The sequence below is a fragment of the Alteromonas sp. ABV2_168 genome (genome assembly GCF_056161165.1).
Genome location: NZ_JBSWYQ010000002.1, coordinates 1 through 21,351, shown reverse-complemented (window position 1 = coordinate 21,351; position 21,351 = coordinate 1). Strand labels below are relative to the sequence as shown.

Here is a 21,351-nt window from a genome sequence, read left to right as displayed (position 1 = left end):
AAAAACCCCGCGAAAGCGGGGTTTTTTGTTTTATAAAGAAATATACGACTATATAAATTTTTTTGTGATTGTAGTAACCTGTTGAACTAAATAGCGTCTAGGAATTAAAATGAATAAAGAAGGCTTTTTATTACACTTAGAGAATAACAAATTGATTAAAGAAGAAATAATTAAAAATATAGATAATCAATTTTTGAAATTCCAGTTACCTAATGGTGGCAAACTAGATGATTTCTTTGGAAATTATGAGATAGATCCTAATAAAGATTTTTCTTCTACTAAATACTTAGAACTAAACGAAGATGTGAAGAAAGAAGGGATACATCCTTATTTCCATTATATCGCTCATGGTAAAGCTGAAAATAGAATTGCGACACCATCTAGTAACTATAGAAATTATCAATTATCTGAAGGCTATCAGTTAACTGATGACGCAAATAAAGCTACAGAACTTGATGCTTGTCAATTTTGGGATGCAAATTTCTACTCTCATAAATACCCAGACACTTATGGTTGGAAACACTATATTGAGTATGGACACAAAGAAAACAGAATACCAAATCTAGGTATAATTCCTGAAGCATTGAGCTTAATAGAAATAGAAAAAAAGCAAAAAGAAACAATACCAATACTCACACTCTTAAAGAATGCTCAAAAATTTAAAGGCCAGCTCTGTAGCCAAAATCCAAGTTTATCGATTGTCATATTAAATTGGAATAAAAGTATTATGACACTTCAATGTGTTTATACTCTTCTATTTAATACCTATAACAATGACATTGAGATAATAGTAGTCGATAATGGTAGTCGTGAACACGAATTTAACAAGTTATTAGAGTTAGAGGCATACCCTTTTATCAGAATTCTAAGAAATAGAACCAATCGATTCTATGGAGAAGCAAATAATTTGGGTGTTGAGATTGCAAATTCTGAGTATATTTGTTTATTAAACAATGATGCCTTTGTTTGCAAAGATTGGGATAGATACCTATTAGAAGAGTTAAAAAATGAAGATGTGGGTGGTGTAGGGCCGAAATTTATTTTTCCTGATTTGCGACTCCAAGAAGCTGGCGGCGAAATTAATCCCTGTGGGCAAAATGTGCAAATCGGTAAGGGACTCGATCCAAATCTACGTGCATTTAATATAACTCGCGATGTATCACATATCTCTGCAGCATGTTTCATATTAAGAAAAGATCTTTTTGAAAGGTTGAATGGATTTGATTATAGATATGAACCTGCCTATTACGAAGATGCAGATTTATCTGCTAAAATCACTAATGAAGGATTTAAAATACGATACCAGCCAAATGCGGTAGTAATGCATGTAGAAAATGCTACATCAAAGGATAAAGATATAGGTTTTGATTTCGGTTCCCTTATCTCGACAAACCGACAAAAGTTTGTTGAAAAATGGTCATATTGTCTGACCTCAAAAACAAAAATAGAAATACCTAACAATATGGCTACTTATTTGACCGGTGAAGAACTTAATAAGGTAGCTGTAGTTTATTCTCCCTATAATTTGACGCCTGGTGGTGGTGAAAGATATATATTATCAGTTGCTATTGCAATTCAAAAATCCGGATTTAAAACATACTTTTGTTCTCCTGAACGCTACTCAAAGTATAGACTATTTAATATAGCAAATGAATTAGGTCTAGATATCACGAATATCAACTTGATTGGTGAGGATGAAATAGACTCGATACCTGATATCTCCCTATTTATGGCAATGGGAAATGAACTGAGTCCTAGAATTACTCCTAAATCAGAGCATAACAATATCTATCATTGTCAATTTCCATTTAAGATGAGCCCTGAACATATGGCTAATTTTAGGCGTAATGTCGAGAACTATCAGAAGGTTATTGTAAACTCAGAATTTACAAAAAATATTTATTTAGCTGAGGCTAGAAAGTTATTTGTTAATCCTCCAGAGGTTATTGTAATTAATCCTCCAGTTCCACTTATACCAAAAGTTAAAAGAAATTCAGGAAGTAATGTTGTTCGGATATTGTCTGTTGGAAGATTTATTGCAAATGGACATTGTAAAAAACAATATGAATTAGTCACTGAGTTTAAAAGACTAAATGAAGAAGTAGAGAAACAAGGTCTGAAATCTAAGTTAACTTTAATCGGTTCTTTAAGTGCCAGTCAGGAAGATAGGGAGTATCTAGCAAGAATCAGAGAAATAGCACCAAAAAATGTTGAAATTATTTTGAATGCAACACTTGAAGAGTTGCACAAACAATACCAAAAGGCCGATTTCTACTGGCATGGAACAGGTATTGGTGAGGACATCATTGAAAACCCAGAGAAGTTTGAGCATTTTGGTATTACACCTTTGGAAGCAATTGGTGCAGGCTGCACACCGATAGTTTGGGCTAATGGCGGGCCTAGGGAAGTCATCGAAGCTATTTGCCAGCAAGAGCCTGAAAGATTCATTGCTTTTGAAGTTTCGGATTATACAACCAAAACACTTAAGCTTATAAATGAACCGAAGATAAACTTTGCAATTGACCGATATTCTGAAAAAAACTTTATAAAAAGTGTAATTACTCAAATCGTTGAGGCAAAGTAAATGACAAGAGAGATAATTATACATGCAGGTTTACCTGCAACAAATTCGAATCTAATTCAGAGGACTCTTCTAAACAATAAAAATTTATTGGCTGAGAAAGGTTATAACTTTCTTCATCTCAATGAGAGTGGTAATTCTTCTGGTTCCATCAGTGTGAATAGAGGTGAAATCTTAAATGCTTCCATATCTGAAAAATTTTATAATTTAGTTGACTCGTCGGAGAATAATTGCATCATATCCGCCGAGTACCTGTCATTCGTGCACGATGAATATGAAATATCTAGATTGAAAGATTTCCTAATTACTAGATTTGATCGCATAGTCATTACTTTCTGTCTTTCAAACCAAGCAAAGGTGGCAAGATTTTTTAATTTTCAAGCGTCGAATGGGCTTCAATCTAATCAGATGCCATCAAGTATAGTTTGCGGTCATGAAAAAAATGTATTACCGGAATTAAATAAATCATTATTGAAGCTTTTAGATTACAACAGCAAAATTTCTCTCTGGTCTAGATATTTTGGACTAGAGGCTATCTGCATTTTTAATCTTGATTTGTTTAGTAGCTTTAGAGATTTTTTTAAAGAATTTATATCAAAATGTAATTTACCAGAATGTTTAGATTTAATTTCTGAAAGTGAACCTCAACTCAATAAATCGAGATTCCTGATAAATCAGTTCTTTTTAAAATATAAACTGCCGAAACCAAATCTTAATGCGAGTAATGATAATTACAAACTTAATAACTTAAAGGTCAATTCAATTGATTATCAGATATACGAAGAAACATTCTTCGAATCTAACAAATTATTGAAAAAAGACTTTTATTGCGAAATAGTTCCGCTACCAGAAGAATTTATAACCGAGGCTAAAGATCATTATAGTAGCTTTGAAATATCTGAAATAAATAATCATTTGGTAGCGAAATTGTCTGATATCGCGGACTTAATTTTAGCTCAAAAAATTTTAGCATTATCTCTTTATATATCTTCATTTAAGCAAGATGTAGATGTTTCTCTAATATCACTATTTAATTATTTATTAAATACATGCGATGATAGGCCTGAAATTGATTATTTATACGTTTTAACACTTAGGAATGTTTTGTTAAAAGAACCTAGTAACTTTATGTATAGATACTACTATTACTGGGGGATTAATGATTCTAGTTTCATTAAAAATGATGTACCAATTAATTTTGCGCGTGATGAAATATTCTTATTCGATGTAACTAAAGATATTAAAACTCCAGGTAGCTATGTTGGTGATCTAAAAGATATATTAAGCAGAAATAGTTTCGATTGTTCTTTACCTGTAGCTTTCGGTGATAAAATTCACAACACATCTCAGCCATTTTTCACAAAGGCGCGTTCAGTAAGTACTTTGAATGGAATTTTGCTTCGATTAAATTATGACCGTCATTGGAAGCCTCATTCAGATTTTTTCGACACGTTAAATTTCCGTGAGAAACTAGATTCACTTGTTTGGCGCGGAGCAAGCACTGGTTATGATACAGAATCGGAAAACCCAAGATATTTGTTTGTTCATAAGTACTTCGAAAAGTACGATGTAGGTTTTTCAAAACTTGTTCAAGGAAGAGAATGGAAGCATCTCTTGAAAGAGCCCCTTACTATCGAAGAACAACTAAAATATAAGTTTATAGCAGTTCTTGAAGGTAATGATGTTGCCACATCATTGAAATGGATATTGAAATCGAATTCAGTGCCTTTTATGTCGAATCCGACAAAAGAAAGTTGGTTAATGGAAGGGATTTTACAACCATATGTACATTACGTACCTATTAAGGCAGATTTTTCAAATCTTGAACACATGGTTGCTTGGGCTATAAAAAATCCCGAATTAATTTCACAGATATCAGAAAATGGGAAAAAATTTATGCACATTTTTTCTGATGATAAAGTAGAAAAGTCATTAGAGGATGCATTATTAAGGCAATTTTCTATTGTTAAGGCGTAGAAAGTGATAAATAGTTATTCAATGCAAGATCTTAAAAAATATTTATTTGATGGATTCATCAACTATTCTCAATTGAATATAATAGAAAGGGAAGAAGAATTTAAAGATAAGATTTCTAACTTCCATGGCAAAATTATGCTTTCAATTGGAGAAAATTGCGGTCCCGCTGTGAAAATTAGGGAACTAGGTGAGAACAGGTTAGGAGCTTTTTTTTTCGATAACATAGTCTCTCCTTTGGAATCAACCGTTCAATTATTTAATAATGATTTTAAAGATATTCTCTCCTTGAGAAATCTATCGATAAGTAAGTGGGAAAATAATGATTCTGTCTTCAATACTTTTTACGGGATTTATTATCACCATTACTTTTATTTGAGGGGCTTAGAAAAGCGCTATAGTCAAAATGAAGGCGGAAAAAGACGGATTGATAATCAAGACATTCCCATGTTTTTGAGTTCTGTTATTAGTCAATTTGAATACTTATTGTTTAAATCTAAATATATATTGCAGAGTAGTGTAAACAAGACGTTGATATTTAGGGCTGTCAATGGTCAGCCTTTAAATAATGTCCGATATAATATGCTCAAGGATAGTTTAGAAAAGATAGGTGCTAAAAATTACGATCTTATCGTCGTTTATTCTAACGGTAATATTGAAAACTCTCTCCACTTTGATGAAAAAAGGCATTTTTATATTCCAGAAAATAATATGCGCTGGGGCGATGTTTCAGAATGGAAAAAACTTTTTTTTGAGAAATAGGAATAGGATTTGAAAATTTTTAAAAAATTAATTAACTTTAAAAAAAAGATTAGAAAAAGAAAAGTTTTAAGTGTTTTCACAAGTTCAAATCTTAAAGAACACTCTCTGATGGAGCTTATACAGAGAAACTATTCTATAGAAGTTAAAATTAATAAAATAAGACATTCACGGAATCATTGGAAGACAGAAGGAATCTTTTTCGCAATATTTCCAGGTTACCGCGGCTTTAGTGAGAATCTATACCTTGAACAAAACCCAGATGTTAGGTCTGCTGTACAGATAGGAAAATTCAAAGATGGTTATGATCACTTCGTAAAGCACGGATTTGCAGAGGCAATCTTAGGTGATAGGGTCTTACCGTTCGATTTTTCTGAAAGGCTATTCACACAAGATAAAATTAAAGATTTCTTTGATGGTTTTCTTTATATCAACGCACTTCAAGAATGTGGCTTAGATTCTAATATAACGGGCTCTGAACTTAATCATTTCTCCAGTGTGGGTCTAACTAAAATTTCTGAAGGTGAACTAGCTTATAAATATTCAATTAGGTATGAAAATAAACTATATGCAGAGGTCGCGAAAGATGTAAACATGTTGATTCTTTTAGGAGATTTTTGTTCCTATTTTGAGCATTTCCTTTTATTCGGCCATAAGGAATTAAAGGAAAGAACTAGAGAATATAAAAGGTCTCTTTCTTTGTATGAATATCAACGCCCCGTCAAGACTGAAGAAATTGCTTACGAAATAGAAAACTTTAGATATAAACCTACGATATCAATCGTTATGCCCGTTTTTAATGTTGATCCCAAATGGTTAAAATTGGCGATAAAATCTATTAATGATCAATGGTATAAGAATTGGGAACTGTGCATCTGCGACGATCATAGTAGTAATCAGTTAACATTAGATTATCTTAAAGAATTAGAATCTATCAATAACATACATGTTATATATTCTTCGCATAATCAGAATATCTCTTTGTGCTCAAATAAAGCACTTGAAAATGTAACTGGTGATTTTGTTGCTCTAATGGATAATGATGATGAACTCTCTGTAGATGCTCTCTACGAAGTTGTTAAAGTTTTACAAAATAGAAATATCACTTTTGTTTATTCTGATGAAGACAAACTTGAAATTAATGGAAAGCACGTAGAGCCACATTTTAAGCCTGACTTTTCTCCTGAAATGTTCCATTCACACAACTATGTAAGTCATCTAGGTGTAATTTGTAAAAAGCTAGTCGACGAAGTAGGCGGTTGGAAGACAGGTTTCGAAGGTGCACAAGACTATGACCTATATTTGCGTTTATCAGAATGCAAAAATTTTACTCCATATCACATATCAAAAGTTTTATATCATTGGCGAAAAATTCCAGGCTCGACTGCAGCAACATTCGGTGAAAAATCCTATGCAAATTTTGCAGGAAAAAAATCACTAGAGGCAATGTTAAAACGTAACAATATTTTGGCGAAAGTAGATTATGGCAAGTCACTAGGTACTTATAAAATTAATTACGATATAGTGGGAAATCCACTAGTCACGATAGTTATTCCATTTAAAGATAAACCAAGTCTACTTAAAACATGTCTGGAATCTATAATTAATCTTACTGACTATAAGAATTATGAAATTATAGCTGTTGATAATCAAAGTACTGCCCCTGAGATAAAAAAACTAACTGCTTATTATTCAGAAATTCATAAAAACATAAAATTTATTAAATTCGATGACAAGTTCAATTATTCAGCTATTAACAATTATGCTGTTAATAATTTCTCATCTGGTGAACATATTGTTTTCTTGAATAATGATATAGAAATCATAAATGGCGATTGGCTGCATCAATTGCTAAGTTATTCACAGCGAAGTGATATTGGAGCCGTAGGGGCAAAGCTGCTCTATCCAGATGGCAAGATTCAACATGCTGGCATTGTGATTACTCCCTACACTCCTCATTCAGTTATGACAGCTTTTCAAGCTGAATGCTCTACCTCTTCTGGTTATTTTTCAAGATTAAATTCAGTTGCAAACTATTCAGCTGTTACAGCTGCATTGCTTATGGTCAAAAAGGATCTATTTGAGATTGTTCATGGTTTTGATGAAAAGCTTGCAGTTGCTTATAATGATGTAGATTTATGTCTGAAAATACAAAATGAAGGTTATAGGAATGTTTTAAACCCTTATGTAGAAGCAATTCATCATGAGTCAGTTAGTAGAGGTTATGAAGATAATATAGACAAGTTAAAACGTCTAGCTTCAGAGAAACACACTTTAATATCTAAGAATATTAAATTGTTTGAATCATATGATCCTTATTTTAATATTAATCTTGATTATTACAGCCCAATCTTTAATGTTGACAAATATAATTCAGTAAATGGTTTTTCCTACCTTCCGCAACCATATAAAGAGGAGATCATCTATGAAATTGGCAATACAGATGGAGTCAAAAACAAAGTGTGTATTTTTGCCCATTTTGATAAGCAAGACATTATAGACGAATATGTTATAGATTACTTGAGCGAATTGAGTAAGCGATATTCAATTATATTTGTGACTACAAGCTCTGCTATCTCCACCGATGAGCTCACTAAGATCATGACCTATTGCGCTTTGATTGTCGTTAAAAAGAATCTTGGCTATGATTTTGGTTCATGGAAAACTGGAATTGATAAACTAGGTGAGAGGCTTGAAACATTAGAAGAATTATTATTATGTAATGATAGCGTATATGGACCGATATCTTCGTTAGATAAAGTATTTAACTCTAAGAAATTTAATTCTTGCGATCTATTTAGTATTTCAGACAATTTCGAGATTAGCTATCATCTACAGAGTTTTTTTATTGTTTATAAATCCAAAATATTAAAGTCTCATATTTTTCAAAAATTTTGGTCCGATCTAAAGATTTTTAAAGACAAAAATGATTTAGTCTTGTTTAATGAAATTATGTATATACGCAGATATCTTAACAGTAATTATAAATGCGTAAGTTACGTGGATTCCACTAAATTATCATATTTAAATAATTTACATTATTTTTGGAAAGATCTTTTGATTGAACATGATTTCCCATTTTTGAAGGTTGAATTAGTTAGGGCAAACCCACTAAAGGTTGATATTACAGAATTTAAACAGGTAGTTGATACTCTTCGACCAGGATATAGTTCAATTATTACTAATCATTTATCTAGACTGAATACTGTTAATAATGCAAAATGTAGTTAACAAGCGGGTTATTATTCATGTTGGCCCACCTAAAACCGGTACTTCTGCTATACAGCATTGGTGTAGAGAAAATATTGTATTTTTGTCTAAGCATGGTATCTATTATCCCGAACACGATTTAGATGCAAACCTTATTAGTTCGGGTAATATTTTATCTATTTGTGATATAAAAAGATCCTCTTCAGGAATTAATAAAGTTTCTATTGACCATTTCAAGGTTACTGAACTCATAGATCAATTTAATAAATCTGATTTTTCTATACTTCTTTTGTCCTCAGAATTTTTTCTACAACATATGTTGGAAATAAAAGCTTTGGTTCCAAATGCAGAATTTATAGCGTACTTAAGAAATCCAATTGAGATAATCGAATCCAACTATAATCAAGGGATAAAAAGAAATCGTCATACAAAAAAAATTAATTTTTCTACTTTTCGAACATTTCCTCATGCTTCGCTATTGATTGAGTATGAGAGTAAATATAAAGATGAGTCGTTAAATTTACGAATATATAGAGATAATCAAAATTTTGATATTGTTTGTGATTTTTTAGAGTTTCTAAATATAACTATTGCTTATAAACGAAAAAATTTACGTATCAATTCATCCTATCAATTAGAAGCATTGGAATACAAAAGGTGGATAAATCAATTTGATTTAGGTGATTATTATAACCATAAGATTGATCGGTTGCTTCAGGCTTATAATAGTGGGACAGACAATTTCACCTTTATTCCAAAAGATGAACTACCTATGATAAAGAGTTTTTATTTATCTAGAATAGACGAAATAATTGTAAAGTTTGAACGATTTGATTTATCTAAATATCGTGATTCAGTAGAATTTTATTCTACGCCGAAATGTTATGAGCAGTCTATACTCAAGTCTGATTTTATTAAAATTACTCAGTATCTTACTGCTCGTTTCGGTTTGCTTGCTTATCCTTTCCTAGAGTCCATTTATTCTAAAGTGAAATCAATGGATTCACAGGAGCCATACTGTGATTATTTTATAGAATTTTATAAAAAAGCTCACTTCTTTAAAGCTAAGTTTTTTTTCTATAGATTATTTAAAAAGTTTCTAAGACGGTAGTATATTCATGTTTAATTATGTTAATCGAGTTATTAATAGACAGTCAGATTTCAATCAGGCTACGACAATTTATGATCCAAGAGTTGCTGTCGTAGCAATTGCAAAGGACGAGGCTGCTTATATTCACGAGTGGATCCATCATTATTTATACTTTGGTTTTACAAATATCTTTATCGGTATAAATAGATTGACTGATAGCACGTTAGACATCCTATCAAAGATTAATTTATTATTTCCAAATGTTTCTTTTTTTGATGTCAGTTGGATTGATAAAGGATGTCTTCAAGACAAGAATCCACAAATGCAGTCTTTGTCATATGCTTTTATTTCAAATCATATTAGAATCAACCATCGTGATATTACTCATGTGCTATACTGTGATGTTGACGAATTTCTATTTAATTATTCTTTTAATTTCAATATAAATCGATATATTAAAAAGATGAGTGATTTTGATGCCTTATCGTTTGCTTGGCTTAATCAGAATGGAGACAATTCTGAATTTCTCAAGCCCTTTAATAATCTTAATGTTTCATATAATCGTCATATGAAAACTATCCATGCTGTCTCCTCTTTTTCTCGAATAACGGAATTTAGGTGTCATTGTTCAAAATATAATGATGATTTTATCCATATTACTTCTAATGGAAGCCCAGTTCGTTATGGCGAACATGACCAAGTTTTCAAAACAAATGATGTTAATCAAAGTTTCTTCCTCCTTCATCGAATGGTTCGTTCGAAGCTAGAATATACTGCTATGCTCATGAGAGAACGTCCTGGCGTCCAAGTGCCAATTAAAAATAATCGTTCTGGGTTCTCCACATCTTTTGATTTTTCTATTGATATTAATAATAATGCATTAAATAATTATTGGCAGAGTTTGGATGAGTTTGTAATACGATGCGACTTGGCTTTCGAGTTAGAAAATGCAAGAAGTAAAATTAAAATTAAATCTGAATCTGTCTTGTCTATTTCACCTAAAGTCCTTATTGCGCACCTAGATTCTTATTTGAATGTACTTAAAGGAACAGAATACCATGATAAAATTATCTCAATTTTAGAAAACTCTGATAATTCCATATTCACTGATAATTATGCAGCTAAGCTTAATGATATTGCAGTACGATTTGAGTCGAATAAAGATTTTACACAAGCTTTTCGATATATTTCTTTAGCACGTAAATGTAGACCCCATGGTCCTGTTATAATCGATAACTTTAATCGGTTAAAGGCATTGTCTAATAATGTTGGAACAATCTAAATGTTCAAAGAGATTGTTAACTGTCATTCAGGCATATCTTTTCGTCAATTATCAATTATTTTATCGATTATATTCAACGTGATACTAATGAATTGGTGATAACATTTGAAAATGCAGATAAACCAGAAGTTTCTCGGATTGACAATAGAAGGGAGTGTTGGGGCGCTTCTTTCTTAGTAAAAAGGGGCTATTGTGTTCTTGGTATTAAAACTATAAATGTTGATTGGTACCGCGGGACTCAATTACATGATTTTTTTGATTCTATTGAGTTTCAATTATTTGTTTCTAGTTTTAAAAAGGTTTATTTTTACGTCTCTTCTATGGGTGGGTGCGGAGCCTTAGTATTCTCATCATCCGTAAAAGACTCGATAGTTATAGCTTTCAACCCACAATCTACTTTTAATCCGCGTCTAGTATCATGGGACGGTCGCTATCCTATGGGTTGTGAACACGATTGGTCTGGTCGTTATGCTGATGCTCGTTTAGCGTTAGATAATGCAAGTAAAGTTTATTCGGCCTATGACCCATTTTCTTTGAAGATAATTTACATGTTAAACGTTTATCTGATTAATCTAGTAAAATTATAGCTCTTAGAATGCGTTTTGTTGGCCACGTCATGATGCGTTGGTTACAATAATCACAGATTTTATCTGATTTTTTAGATGGTGTATTTTCGTGTAATTTAACTGCTTCCGACTGTTCGTCCCTGGCAAGGGTAAGACGTAAACTACCTAGATATTACAGACAATTATCTCTCAGGTTTGATAAGCAGAATATTTATTATTTTTCTCTAAAGTGTCTTTTTCAACTTAACTCCTTCGAAAATGGATTTCTTGAGGTCGTAAAATTGTTATTACAAAAGATTAGCGATCCTGATCTCTTTGTCCTATCATATTTCTCTGCTTGCTTGAAGGAAATTGAATTTAATCATGAATTGGTGACTGCTTATTACCATTTAGTTAAGCGACTCTCTGATCTTGGCCGAGTATCGGATTCATTGTCGTTTTCTTTGTCTTTATATCGAAAGGGATGTTTTGATCCGCTTTTATTTAGTAATATTTCTGAATGCTATTATCGTCTTAAAAAGTTTCACAAGGCTCTTTTTTATTGAAGAAGCCTTAGAGATTAATTCTAAAATTCTAATTTTTATAGGTTGCAGCTTAGAGTTTTAATTTCATCTGAAGATGTAATTGAAGCAATAGAAAATGTTAGATTGTCACTTTCTATTGACGAAACTAGTTATATTGGTATTAATGAATTATTTAAGTATACTTTAAAAGTTAATGATTATCCGAATGCTGAAATTGCTGCGCGTCTTTTAAATAAAAGTCATAATGACAATTCCCTTATTAATAAGTTGTTACCGTGATTTTAGTTTTTTCTCTCCCATCAATTTCAAGTTATGTCAGATGAAATTCTTATCCTTCTTTCCTTATTCTTTATTCAATGGGGTTTTATCTTTCGTATGTTTTTTTATGAATAAATGAAAGTTTTCCTCTAGTATTAGGTGAAAAAAATTTAAGTTGATTTTTCAGATTATTTATTTATTTGTAATTTGCCCTTAATTTTTCTTTTTTATATGAAAACATCTATTGCTACAATTACTTATAATAATGTTATTACGTCTATATTTACTTATCTATATTTATGCTTATATTTTCATTGGGAATCTTGCTTTTTAGTTTCTAGTTTTTGAATTATATGTTTTGGAGTTAATTTTTTTAAAATGGTTTATGATTGCTTTATTTTTTATAATGAACTGGAACTTCTTGAATTAAGGTTGGCTGAACTTTACGATAAAGTCGATAATTTTGTTCTAGTGGAGGCAACAATGAAATTCAATGGCGAAAATAAGCCATTGTTTTATAAATAAAATGAAGAGCTTTTTAGTGATTTTAATGATAAGATTATTCATGTTGTTGTTGATACATTTCCAAAAACCTCTAACGCTTGGGTAAGAGAGATTACCCAGAGAAACGCTGTTTTGGAAGGACTTCGTTGTGCTAGATCTGATGATTTTATCTTGATTTCAGATATCGATGAGATTCCTAAGATAGAGAATGTTCTCAGTTCTATATCAGAAAATGATATACATATTCTTGAGCAAAAGTTTTTCTATTATAAGTTCAATTTGCTCAGAGGTTATTGGTCCAAAGCTATTGCTTGCAAATACAAAAATCTCTCTATCACTCCACATGAAGCTAGAACGTTACATAGTGCACCGATAATTCAAAATGCCGGCTGGCATTTTAGCTATCTTATGGATGAGCTTAGAATCTCAGATAAAATTCGGTCTTTTTCTCACCAAGAGTTCAATAAAGAGCAGTTTTATAGTACAGAAGCTATTAGACACAGAGTCGAAAATAATATGGATCTTTTCGGAAGGAATATCAAAGATATGACTATTGTTGAGTTGGATTCAAGTTTTCCGTCCGTATTGCTTAACAATCTATCCAAATATAAAGATTTTATTGGATGATTTATATTTAATCTGGTGTGCTTGCTATCTGAATTTTTTACCGTTTTCCATTAATTTAAAAGCTAAAAATCTATTTATTTATTCGTTCTTTATTTATTGTATTAAATCCAATTATAATAGGTAGTGTTAAATGCAGTTGGCTTCTACTCAAATTTTGGGGAAAGTAATGAGAAAAGGAATAATACTTGCCGGTGGCTCAGGCACTCGCCTTCACCCGCTAACTAAAGTCGTCAGCAAGCAACTGATGCCTGTGTATGATAAGCCGATGATTTTTTATCCGCTTGCGACGCTTATGATGTCTGGGATCAGTGACATTCTGATTATCAGTACTCCGCAGGAGCAGGCCCGTTTCATAGAATTGATCGGGGACGGTTCGTCGTTAGGTATCAATGTGCAGTATGCTGCTCAGCCCAGTCCAGATGGATTGGCTCAGGCTTTTCTCATTGGTGAAGAGTTCATCGGTGAAGATGCCTGTACCCTTATCTTGGGTGATAACATCTATTACGGTCATGATTTGAAAGTTTCTCTGCAGAATGCGTACGAGCAAGAGTCTGGCGCTACCGTTTTCGGCTACCACGTGAATGACCCTGAACGTTACGGCGTGGTGGACTTTGATAGCGACTGGAATGCGCTTTCTATCGAAGAAAAGCCTGCGAATCCTAAATCAAACTATGCGGTAACCGGTTTGTATTATTACGACAACCGTGTGGTGGACTTTGCTAAGGCTGTTAAGCCGTCCCCCCGTGGCGAATTGGAAATCACTGATCTGAACAACCTCTATCTGCAGGATGGTTCGCTTAAAGTCGAACTGATGGGCCGTGGTTCTGCCTGGCTGGATACAGGTACGCTGGACAGCCTGCTGGATGCGGCTAACTTTGTGGCTGCTATCGAAAAGCGTCAGGGCCTGAAAGTCTGTTGTCCGGAAGAAGTCGCCTATCGCATGGGCTTTATTGATGCAGCACAGCTTGAAAAACTGGCTGCCCCACTCAAGAAGAGTGGCTATGGCGATTATCTGATGAAAGTCATCAGCGACCGCGTTAAAGTGTAACGATACGCTGTCACGCTAAAAAGATTATTCGATTTTTTATCCAGGTAAGTATATGCAAGTAGTAACCACCGACATCCCGGATGTCAAAATTATTGAGCCCCGCGTCTTTGGTGATGAGCGTGGCTTTTTCTTAGAAACGTTTCGCACAGACTGGTTCAAGAAGGAATGCGCGGACGTGGATTTCGTGCAGGACAATCACTCTAAATCCAAGCAAGGTATTCTGCGTGGTCTGCACTATCAGCTGGAACAGACGCAGGGTAAATTAGTCCGTGTGGTCAGCGGTGAAGTGTTTGATGTGGCCGTGGACATGCGTAAAGACTCACCGACATTCGGCAAATGGGTAGGCGTATTGTTGTCAGCTGAAAACAAGCGCCAGCTTTGGGTGCCTGCAGGTTTCGCTCACGGTTTCTATGTCACCACTGAATCAGCTGAGTTCGTGTATAAGTGCACCGACTATTATCACCCTGAAAGTGAAGTGTCGGTGAAGTATGACGACCCGACTATCGGTATCGACTGGCCGCTGGTAAATGGCGAAGCGCCGTCGCTGTCTGCAAAAGATGCGGATGGCCTGGCGTTTAATAACGCGCCGACATTTTAAGGAATTCCTATGACAATTGTAGTGATAGGGAAGTCCGGACAACTGGCTTACGAGCTTCAGCAGGCAGGCGGTGACAAGATTGTTTGCCTGGGCCGTGATGATATCGACATTACCGATAAGGCCGCACTGACTGATAAGCTGGACAGCATCAGCCCGGATGCAGTAATCAATGCCTCTGCATACACCGCAGTAGATAAAGCAGAATCTGAACCGGAAGCAGCGGCACTGATTAATACACAGGGTGTGGCGAATCTTGCTGAGTACTGCAAAGCAAACGGCATCTTCCTGGTGCATGTGTCTACCGACTATGTATTTAACGGTAAGAAGGGGTCACCCTACACGGTGGATGACACCATTGAACCGCAGGGCGTATATGGACAAACCAAAGCCGATGGTGAAAAAGTGCTGTTAAACACCATCCCGGATGCAAGCTGTTTAATCCGCACCGCCTGGGTGTACTCGACCCACGGCAATAATTTTGTCAAAACCATGCTGCGCCTGATGGCAGATAAACCACAGCTCACTGTGATTGATGACCAGATTGGTTCGCCTACACTGGCAAGCGGGCTGGCACAGGCCTGTTTGTTTGCGGCACAAAACAAGACGGCCGGTGTTTACCACTGGACTGACGAAGGCGTCACCAGCTGGTACGATTTTGCACTGGCCATTCAGGAACTGGCAGTCGAAAAAGGCCTGCTTGAAAACAACATTCCTGTATTGCCTATTCCGTCGTCACAATATCCCACACCGGCGAAGCGACCGCACTACAGCGTGCTGGATAAAACCCTGACCCGCGAAACCTTTTCTTCATTGCAACCTGCCCATTGGCGTGCACAACTTTCCGCCATGCTGGATGCACTGAAAGCACAACAGAGCAATACACAATGAGCAAAACCATTTTAGTGACCGGCGGTGCCGGCTTCATCGGTTCGGCAGTAGTCCGTCACCTGATTAACGATACCGACCATACGGTTATCAATGTAGATAAACTGACTTATGCCGGTAACCTGGAGTCACTGACTACCGTGTCAGACAGCGACCGCTACTTCTTCGAAAAGGTAGATATCTGCGATGCCGACGAAGTAAAACGTGTATTCAACACACACCAGCCTGACATCGTTATGCATCTGGCAGCAGAATCACACGTTGACCGCTCTATCGACGGCCCGGGTGAATTTATCCAGACTAACGTCGTCGGCACTTACACGTTGCTCGAGCAGGCTCGCGCGTACTGGTCAAAGCTGGAAGGTGAGAAAAAAGACAGCTTTAAATTCCACCACATATCCACCGATGAAGTGTACGGCGACCTGCCACATCCGGATGACGTGGAAGAGGGCACAGAACTGCCACTGTTTACTGAAACAACGCCGTACGCACCCAGTTCACCCTATTCCGCGAGTAAAGCATCTTCAGACCAGCTGGTCCGTGCCTGGCTGCGCACCTACAAACTGCCAACACTGGTGACCAACTGTTCGAACAACTACGGCCCGTATCACTTCCCTGAAAAACTCATTCCGCTGGTTATCTTAAATGCTCTGGCCGGGAAACCGCTGCCGGTATACGGCAAAGGCAATCAAATCCGTGACTGGCTGTATGTGGAAGACCATGCGCGAGCACTGGTTGTGGTAGCCCTTAACGGTGAAATTGGTGAAACCTATAACATTGGCGGCCATAACGAGAAACAGAACATCGACGTGGTGAAAACCATCTGTACTATTCTGGATGACGTGAAGCCAAAAAGTACCAGGTACGCAGAGCAAATCACTTACGTAACAGACCGTCCCGGCCACGATATGCGCTATGCCATCGATGCCTCCAAGATTCAGAAAGAACTGGGCTGGACACCGCAGGAAACCTTTGAAAGCGGTATCCGCAAAACTGTCGAGTGGTATCTGAACAATGAAGCCTGGTGGAAAGCGGTGTTAGACGGCAGCTATCAGGGTGAGCGTCTGGGCGCAGGTAACTAAGCACCATTGTAATCAATCATGTTAAGATACTAAGGCCGCTATTAAACGCGGCCTTTTGTTGCACGCATGGAAAATGGCAGTATGAAAAAAATTGCGATGATGACGGTAAAGGGAGCAGTGGGTCTGTTACCAAAATCCGTTAAAGCCCGGTTAAAAGACAATCATAAGCTGACGGAGTTTTACAGTCGCTCATTACAACGCTCCGGCTTGTTCTATGGCTTTCCTTCAAAGAAGAAAAGAATGGCCTTGTACGGTGCTTACTTGAAAGAGCAGAATCAGGCACTAAAGAGTTTCTCAGGTAATGATTCTGCCGGCAATGCGCTCTTTCTTGTTGTGTTGGGCAAGAAGCAATCAGAACAGACTCTGAGTTCAGCAAAAAAGTGTGGAATTCTTTCTGAGCGCATTTTCGTCGTAAATACAAAAAGTTCTGCGAACAGCAACAACGAGTTCTCAAGTATTTGCGAAGCCGTTGCAGGCATTCCTGCATCATCTGGGGTACTCCTCGTAAACAGTGGTGATACTCTTGTTGAGGAAGCTTCTGATATTTTTGCGTCATCAGGTGCTGATGCAGATATTTTTTATTGCGATACAGACAAGTTCGATAAAAAAGGAAAACGTACTTCCCCCCATTTTTTGCCTGACTGGAATCCGGATTTATTATTTTCAACTGCTTATGTCAATACCGGTGTTATGTTTAGTGCTGAATTGATCAAAGGAATAGCCAGTCAGGAAACTACTATTGCCGGTCTGCTGGCAAAAATAGCAGTACATAAGAAAGACACTATCATCAGGCACATTCCCTATACGCTGGTGCATCGGGGTAAAGACTCGCTCAAAGAGAGAGCGTTAAACGAAATTACCTGCATACTCAATGAAACCGGTAAGCCGGTATCGGTTTACGATAAAGAACTGGGCATAAACCATGTTCAGTGGCCGGTGTTGAGCAACCCGTTAGTGTCGCTAATTATACCCACCAGGAACGGAAAAGAACTGGTTCAGGCATGTATTGAGTCCATTTTACAAAAAACGACGTACAATAATTTTGAAATACTACTTATTGATAATGGCTCAGATGAACAGGAAAGCATTGATTACTTTAAAAAACTGAATCAGGAGCCGCAGATACGCGTATTGTCATATCCGGGTGAGTTTAATTACTCAGCCATTAATAACTTTGGCGTACAACATGCAAGAGGAGAGGTTGTTGGCCTTATCAATAATGATATAGAGGTTATCAAACCTGAATGGTTAACATACATGCTGAGTCATGCGTTAAGAGATGATGTCGGTTGTGTAGGTGCGAAACTGCTTTATTCTGACGGCAGGGTACAGCACGCTGGTGTTGTTCTGGGATATGGTGGCGGAGCAGGGCATGCTCACAAGTATTTTCCCCGATATCACCCGGGTTATTTGAAACGATTGATTGCCACACAGAATTATTCGGCTGTAACAGCTGCATGTTTACTGGTGAAAAAATCAAAATTTATTGAAGTAGGTGGTTTAAATGAGAAAGATCTCACTGTCGCCTTTAACGATGTAGATTTTTGCCTCAGGGTCAGAGAAACTGGTGTCAGGAACCTGTATTGCGCGGAAGCGGAGCTCTATCACCATGAGTCTGTGAGCCGGGGGCTTGATCTGTCCCCTGAGAAAGCAGCCAGATTCAAAAAAGAGCTCGATTATCTTCAGGTACAGTGGTGTGATTACATTCAACATGATCCTGCCTACAGCCCGAACCTCACGTTAAAGCGGGAAAATTTTTCTGTGAAAACGAAAGAAGAGTTCAGCGAGTCCGGCAATTAACGGAATTAAGAATTAAAGTTGGAGAAAGATATAAATGGAAGCAAATAAAAAGCTCAAAGTCGCAGTAGCCGGGACTGGCTACGTAGGATTATCAAACGCAGTGCTGCTTGCCCAGCACAATGAAGTTGTTGCTGTTGACTTAGTTCCTGAAAAGGTAGAAACGCTCAACGCACGGAAGTCGCCTATTGAAGATAAAGAAATTTCTCAATATCTGGCGGAGAAGGAACTTAATCTCAGAGCGACCCTTGATGCTGAAGAGGCATACCGCGATGCAGATTTCGTGGTTATCGCAACGCCTACTGATTACGACCCGCAAACCAACTATTTTAACACCGGCAGCGTTGATGCAGTCATCAAAACTGTAATGAAAGTAAATCCTGATGCGGTTATGGTTGTAAAATCAACCGTACCTGTAGGTTTTACTAAAGAAGCAAAAGTAGAACACGGAACTGACAATCTTCTTTTCTCTCCTGAGTTCTTGCGTGAGGGACGCGCGCTTTACGATAACCTTTATCCAAGCCGTATTATTGTGGGCGAAAGAAGTGAGCGGGCTGAGGTGTTTGCTGGCTTACTCAAGCAAGGTGCAATTAAAGAAGATATTGAAGTACTGTTTACCGACAGTACTGAAGCGGAAGCCATTAAGCTTTTTGCCAACACTTATCTGGCGATGCGGGTTGCTTATTTTAATGAACTGGACAGCTATGCAGAAAGTAATGGTCTGGATTCTAAGCAGATCATCGAAGGTGTAGGCCTTGACCCGCGAATCGGCAAACACTACAACAATCCAAGTTTTGGTTACGGTGGTTACTGCTTACCTAAAGACACGAAGCAATTGCTGGCAAACTACAGCGCAGTGCCTAACAACATGATTCAGGCAATTGTCGATGCCAACCGTACCCGTAAGGATTTTGTGGCTGATTCGATTATCAGTCGCCGTCCTAAAATTGTCGGTATTTTCCGTCTGATCATGAAGTCCGGTTCGGATAACTTCCGCGCCAGTGCGATTCAGGGGATCATGAAACGTATTAAGGCCAAAGGTATTGAAGTGGTGGTCTATGAACCGGTTATTAAAGAGGATGAGTTCTTTAATTCCCGTGTAATTAACGATTTGAATGCGTTTAAAGAAATGTCAGATGTTATTGTTGCTAACCGTGTGACAGATGATATCCGTGATGTTCTTGAAAAAGTCTACAGCCGCGATTTGTTCGGTGCAGACTAATTAAGAAAGAAAACAAGAAGGGGAGCGTTTGCTCCCCTTTGTTTTATCTGTTCAGTACTATCTGTATGTCTTCGTCAGTTAAACCTATGGACTGGCCATATTCAGCCAGCTTATCGTCACTGACACCATAACTTTGCGCTGTTTCCAATATCCGGATTGCCTGCTCTTTCTCTGCATGAGTTTGTTGCAGGGCGGTGGTAATTACCTCATCCGACTGGGCAGGGAACACTGCAAGCAATGCATCCACAACATACTCGCCGACATAAGGAACAGTATTGAGTGCGGTAGACAAAATCTCTATCACCTTATTGGGATGTTCCTGAGATAATGTTTGCACAATACGATCGGCCGAGTCAGGTTCAGTTTGTACTGCTACACGAACAATTTCATCCAGCTCTTCCGGCGTCGTATCGGCTGCGGCCTGAACAACAAAATCAACATAACTGGGCTCAGCGCGAATTGCCAGCTTTACGATATTAGTACAGGTACTAACATCTTTCTCAATTGCCATCTGCACTATATCCTGAGTAGAAGCGGGTTGTGCTGAAATGGCGGCAAAGATAATTTCGCGGTATTTATCAGGATAAGTATCCAGAGCAACATCTACAATAGACACCACATCCTGGGGATAGTGGCTGGCAATCGATCGGATAGCCCGGCCAATAGACATGTTTTGATCAACCTGACGTTTCAGAAACTGGATCTGAAAATCATCATTATTATTCTTAACTGTGTCTGCGTTAGATGCTGCGAAACATAGTGCGGGTAAACACATAGCTACTACAAAAAACGGTATGCTAACTCTGGGAGTCATACTCCACCCTCATTAAATTGCGTCCCTAATGGACGCTATTATTGCTCTTATAATAGAGCTATCGTATTCGCAATTAGTTCAAATTGTCTAATTATTGTATGTATAGTCTATAAAGTAATCATTCGAACGCATAAACACAACTTTTTTAGGTATAGGTGTTGACGTGCGATTATAAATCTCTAGAATGCGCCCCACTTCTGACGGGGAGTCACGAAAGAGACTACTAAAGAAGTGTTATAACACAGAGCAAACGTGATGAGTTATAACAGTTTTCACTGAAAACACTTGAGAAATTAAATTTCAAAAAGATGTTGACACTGAAAACGAAGCGCGTAGAATGCGCGTCCCGCTTCAGGGAGAAACACTGAAGCAGCTAAGAAGATTCTTAGCATTGTTCTTTAAAAATTTATAACAAGACAATCTGTGTGGGCACTCGTTGAGAGTGTCAACCGACGATTCATAAAAGTTTTTCGATATATTTAATTGAAGAGTTTGATCATGGCTCAGATTGAACGCTGGCGGCAGGCCTA

Annotated in this window: 14 protein-coding genes and 1 pseudogene; 14 read left to right on the top strand and 1 reads right to left on the bottom strand. The window is 36.8% G+C overall.

Annotation, left to right across the window (positions count from 1 at the left end; all coding sequences use genetic code 11):
* The first annotated feature begins 109 nt into the window (after positions 1-109).
* The 14 genes and pseudogenes from ACXAH4_RS02960 (at position 110) to ACXAH4_RS02895 (ending at position 20,007) form a co-directional block, all read left to right on the top strand.
* Positions 110-2,584 carry a glycosyltransferase gene (locus ACXAH4_RS02960; protein ID WP_474880682.1) on the top strand — a complete coding sequence of 825 codons (2,475 nt, stop codon included), beginning with the start codon at positions 110-112 and terminating at the stop codon, positions 2,582-2,584.
* Positions 2,585-4,558: a glycosyl transferase family 90 gene (locus ACXAH4_RS02955; RefSeq protein WP_474880681.1), complete on the top strand. Its 1,974-nt coding sequence runs from the start codon at positions 2,585-2,587 to the stop codon at positions 4,556-4,558.
* Positions 4,559-4,579: 21 nt separating this feature from the next.
* Complete coding sequence (locus ACXAH4_RS02950; protein ID WP_474880679.1) at positions 4,580-5,317, top strand: hypothetical protein; 738 nt, start codon at positions 4,580-4,582, stop codon at positions 5,315-5,317.
* A gap of 9 nt (positions 5,318-5,326) precedes the next feature.
* A complete protein-coding gene (locus tag ACXAH4_RS02945; RefSeq protein WP_474880677.1) occupies positions 5,327-8,545 on the top strand; it encodes a glycosyltransferase in 3,219 nt (1,072 codons plus the stop codon).
* Entirely contained in the window at positions 8,529-9,635 is a 1,107-nt protein-coding gene (locus ACXAH4_RS02940) for a hypothetical protein (protein ID WP_474880676.1), read from the top strand. The genes ACXAH4_RS02945 and ACXAH4_RS02940 overlap by 17 nt, the downstream gene beginning before the upstream one ends.
* A 7-nt stretch (positions 9,636-9,642) precedes the next feature.
* A complete protein-coding gene (locus tag ACXAH4_RS02935) occupies positions 9,643-10,896 on the top strand; it encodes a glycosyltransferase family 2 protein (RefSeq protein WP_474880674.1) in 1,254 nt (417 codons plus the stop codon).
* 95 nt (positions 10,897-10,991) lie between these two features.
* Entirely contained in the window at positions 10,992-11,483 is a 492-nt protein-coding gene (locus ACXAH4_RS02930; protein ID WP_474880672.1) for a hypothetical protein, read from the top strand.
* Between the two features lie 1,139 nt (positions 11,484-12,622).
* Positions 12,623-13,375: pseudogene (locus ACXAH4_RS02925) on the top strand (glycosyltransferase family 17 protein).
* Between the two features lie 166 nt (positions 13,376-13,541).
* Positions 13,542-14,423, top strand: coding sequence for a glucose-1-phosphate thymidylyltransferase RfbA (gene rfbA / locus ACXAH4_RS02920; RefSeq protein WP_474880670.1), 882 nt, complete (start codon positions 13,542-13,544; stop codon positions 14,421-14,423).
* Between the two features lie 52 nt (positions 14,424-14,475).
* On the top strand, positions 14,476-15,021 hold the full coding sequence (gene rfbC, locus ACXAH4_RS02915) for a dTDP-4-dehydrorhamnose 3,5-epimerase (RefSeq protein ID WP_474880668.1): 546 nt from the start codon (positions 14,476-14,478) through the stop codon (positions 15,019-15,021).
* Between the two features lie 9 nt (positions 15,022-15,030).
* Positions 15,031-15,909, top strand: a complete 879-nt coding sequence (gene rfbD, locus ACXAH4_RS02910) for a dTDP-4-dehydrorhamnose reductase (protein ID WP_474880666.1) — start codon at positions 15,031-15,033, stop codon at positions 15,907-15,909.
* A complete protein-coding gene (rfbB, locus tag ACXAH4_RS02905) occupies positions 15,906-16,988 on the top strand; it encodes a dTDP-glucose 4,6-dehydratase (RefSeq protein WP_474843481.1) in 1,083 nt (360 codons plus the stop codon). Before rfbD ends, rfbB begins: the two co-directional genes overlap by 4 nt.
* An 81-nt stretch (positions 16,989-17,069) precedes the next feature.
* Positions 17,070-18,788 (top strand): glycosyltransferase family 2 protein, encoded by a 1,719-nt coding sequence (locus ACXAH4_RS02900; RefSeq protein WP_474880665.1) that lies wholly within the window; start codon positions 17,070-17,072, stop codon positions 18,786-18,788.
* Between the two features lie 34 nt (positions 18,789-18,822).
* Positions 18,823-20,007: a nucleotide sugar dehydrogenase gene (locus ACXAH4_RS02895; protein ID WP_474880663.1), complete on the top strand. Its 1,185-nt coding sequence runs from the start codon at positions 18,823-18,825 to the stop codon at positions 20,005-20,007.
* Between the two features lie 43 nt (positions 20,008-20,050).
* Here ACXAH4_RS02895 and ACXAH4_RS02890 read toward each other — a convergent pair whose 3' ends face one another.
* On the bottom strand, positions 20,051-20,782 hold the full coding sequence (locus ACXAH4_RS02890) for a hypothetical protein (RefSeq protein ID WP_474881080.1): 732 nt from the start codon (positions 20,780-20,782) through the stop codon (positions 20,051-20,053).
* Between the last annotated feature and the right edge of the window lie 569 nt (positions 20,783-21,351).

Bases quoted from the DNA above. Each gene is read 5' to 3' on its own strand.
- ACXAH4_RS02960 (WP_474880682.1), top strand. From the start codon at position 110: ATGAATAAAGAAGGCTTTTTATTACACTTAGAGAATAACAAATTGATT.
- ACXAH4_RS02955 (WP_474880681.1), top strand. From the start codon at position 2,585: ATGACAAGAGAGATAATTATACATGCAGGTTTACCTGCAACAAATTCG.
- ACXAH4_RS02950 (WP_474880679.1), top strand. From the start codon at position 4,580: ATGCAAGATCTTAAAAAATATTTATTTGATGGATTCATCAACTATTCT.
- ACXAH4_RS02940 (WP_474880676.1), top strand. From the start codon at position 8,529: ATGCAAAATGTAGTTAACAAGCGGGTTATTATTCATGTTGGCCCACCT.
- ACXAH4_RS02935 (WP_474880674.1), top strand. From the start codon at position 9,643: ATGTTTAATTATGTTAATCGAGTTATTAATAGACAGTCAGATTTCAAT.
- rfbA (WP_474880670.1), top strand. From the start codon at position 13,542: ATGAGAAAAGGAATAATACTTGCCGGTGGCTCAGGCACTCGCCTTCAC.
- rfbC (WP_474880668.1), top strand. From the start codon at position 14,476: ATGCAAGTAGTAACCACCGACATCCCGGATGTCAAAATTATTGAGCCC.
- rfbD (WP_474880666.1), top strand. From the start codon at position 15,031: ATGACAATTGTAGTGATAGGGAAGTCCGGACAACTGGCTTACGAGCTT.
- rfbB (WP_474843481.1), top strand. From the start codon at position 15,906: ATGAGCAAAACCATTTTAGTGACCGGCGGTGCCGGCTTCATCGGTTCG.
- ACXAH4_RS02900 (WP_474880665.1), top strand. From the start codon at position 17,070: ATGAAAAAAATTGCGATGATGACGGTAAAGGGAGCAGTGGGTCTGTTA.
- ACXAH4_RS02895 (WP_474880663.1), top strand. From the start codon at position 18,823: ATGGAAGCAAATAAAAAGCTCAAAGTCGCAGTAGCCGGGACTGGCTAC.
- ACXAH4_RS02890 (WP_474881080.1), bottom strand. From the start codon at position 20,782: ATGTGTTTACCCGCACTATGTTTCGCAGCATCTAACGCAGACACAGTT.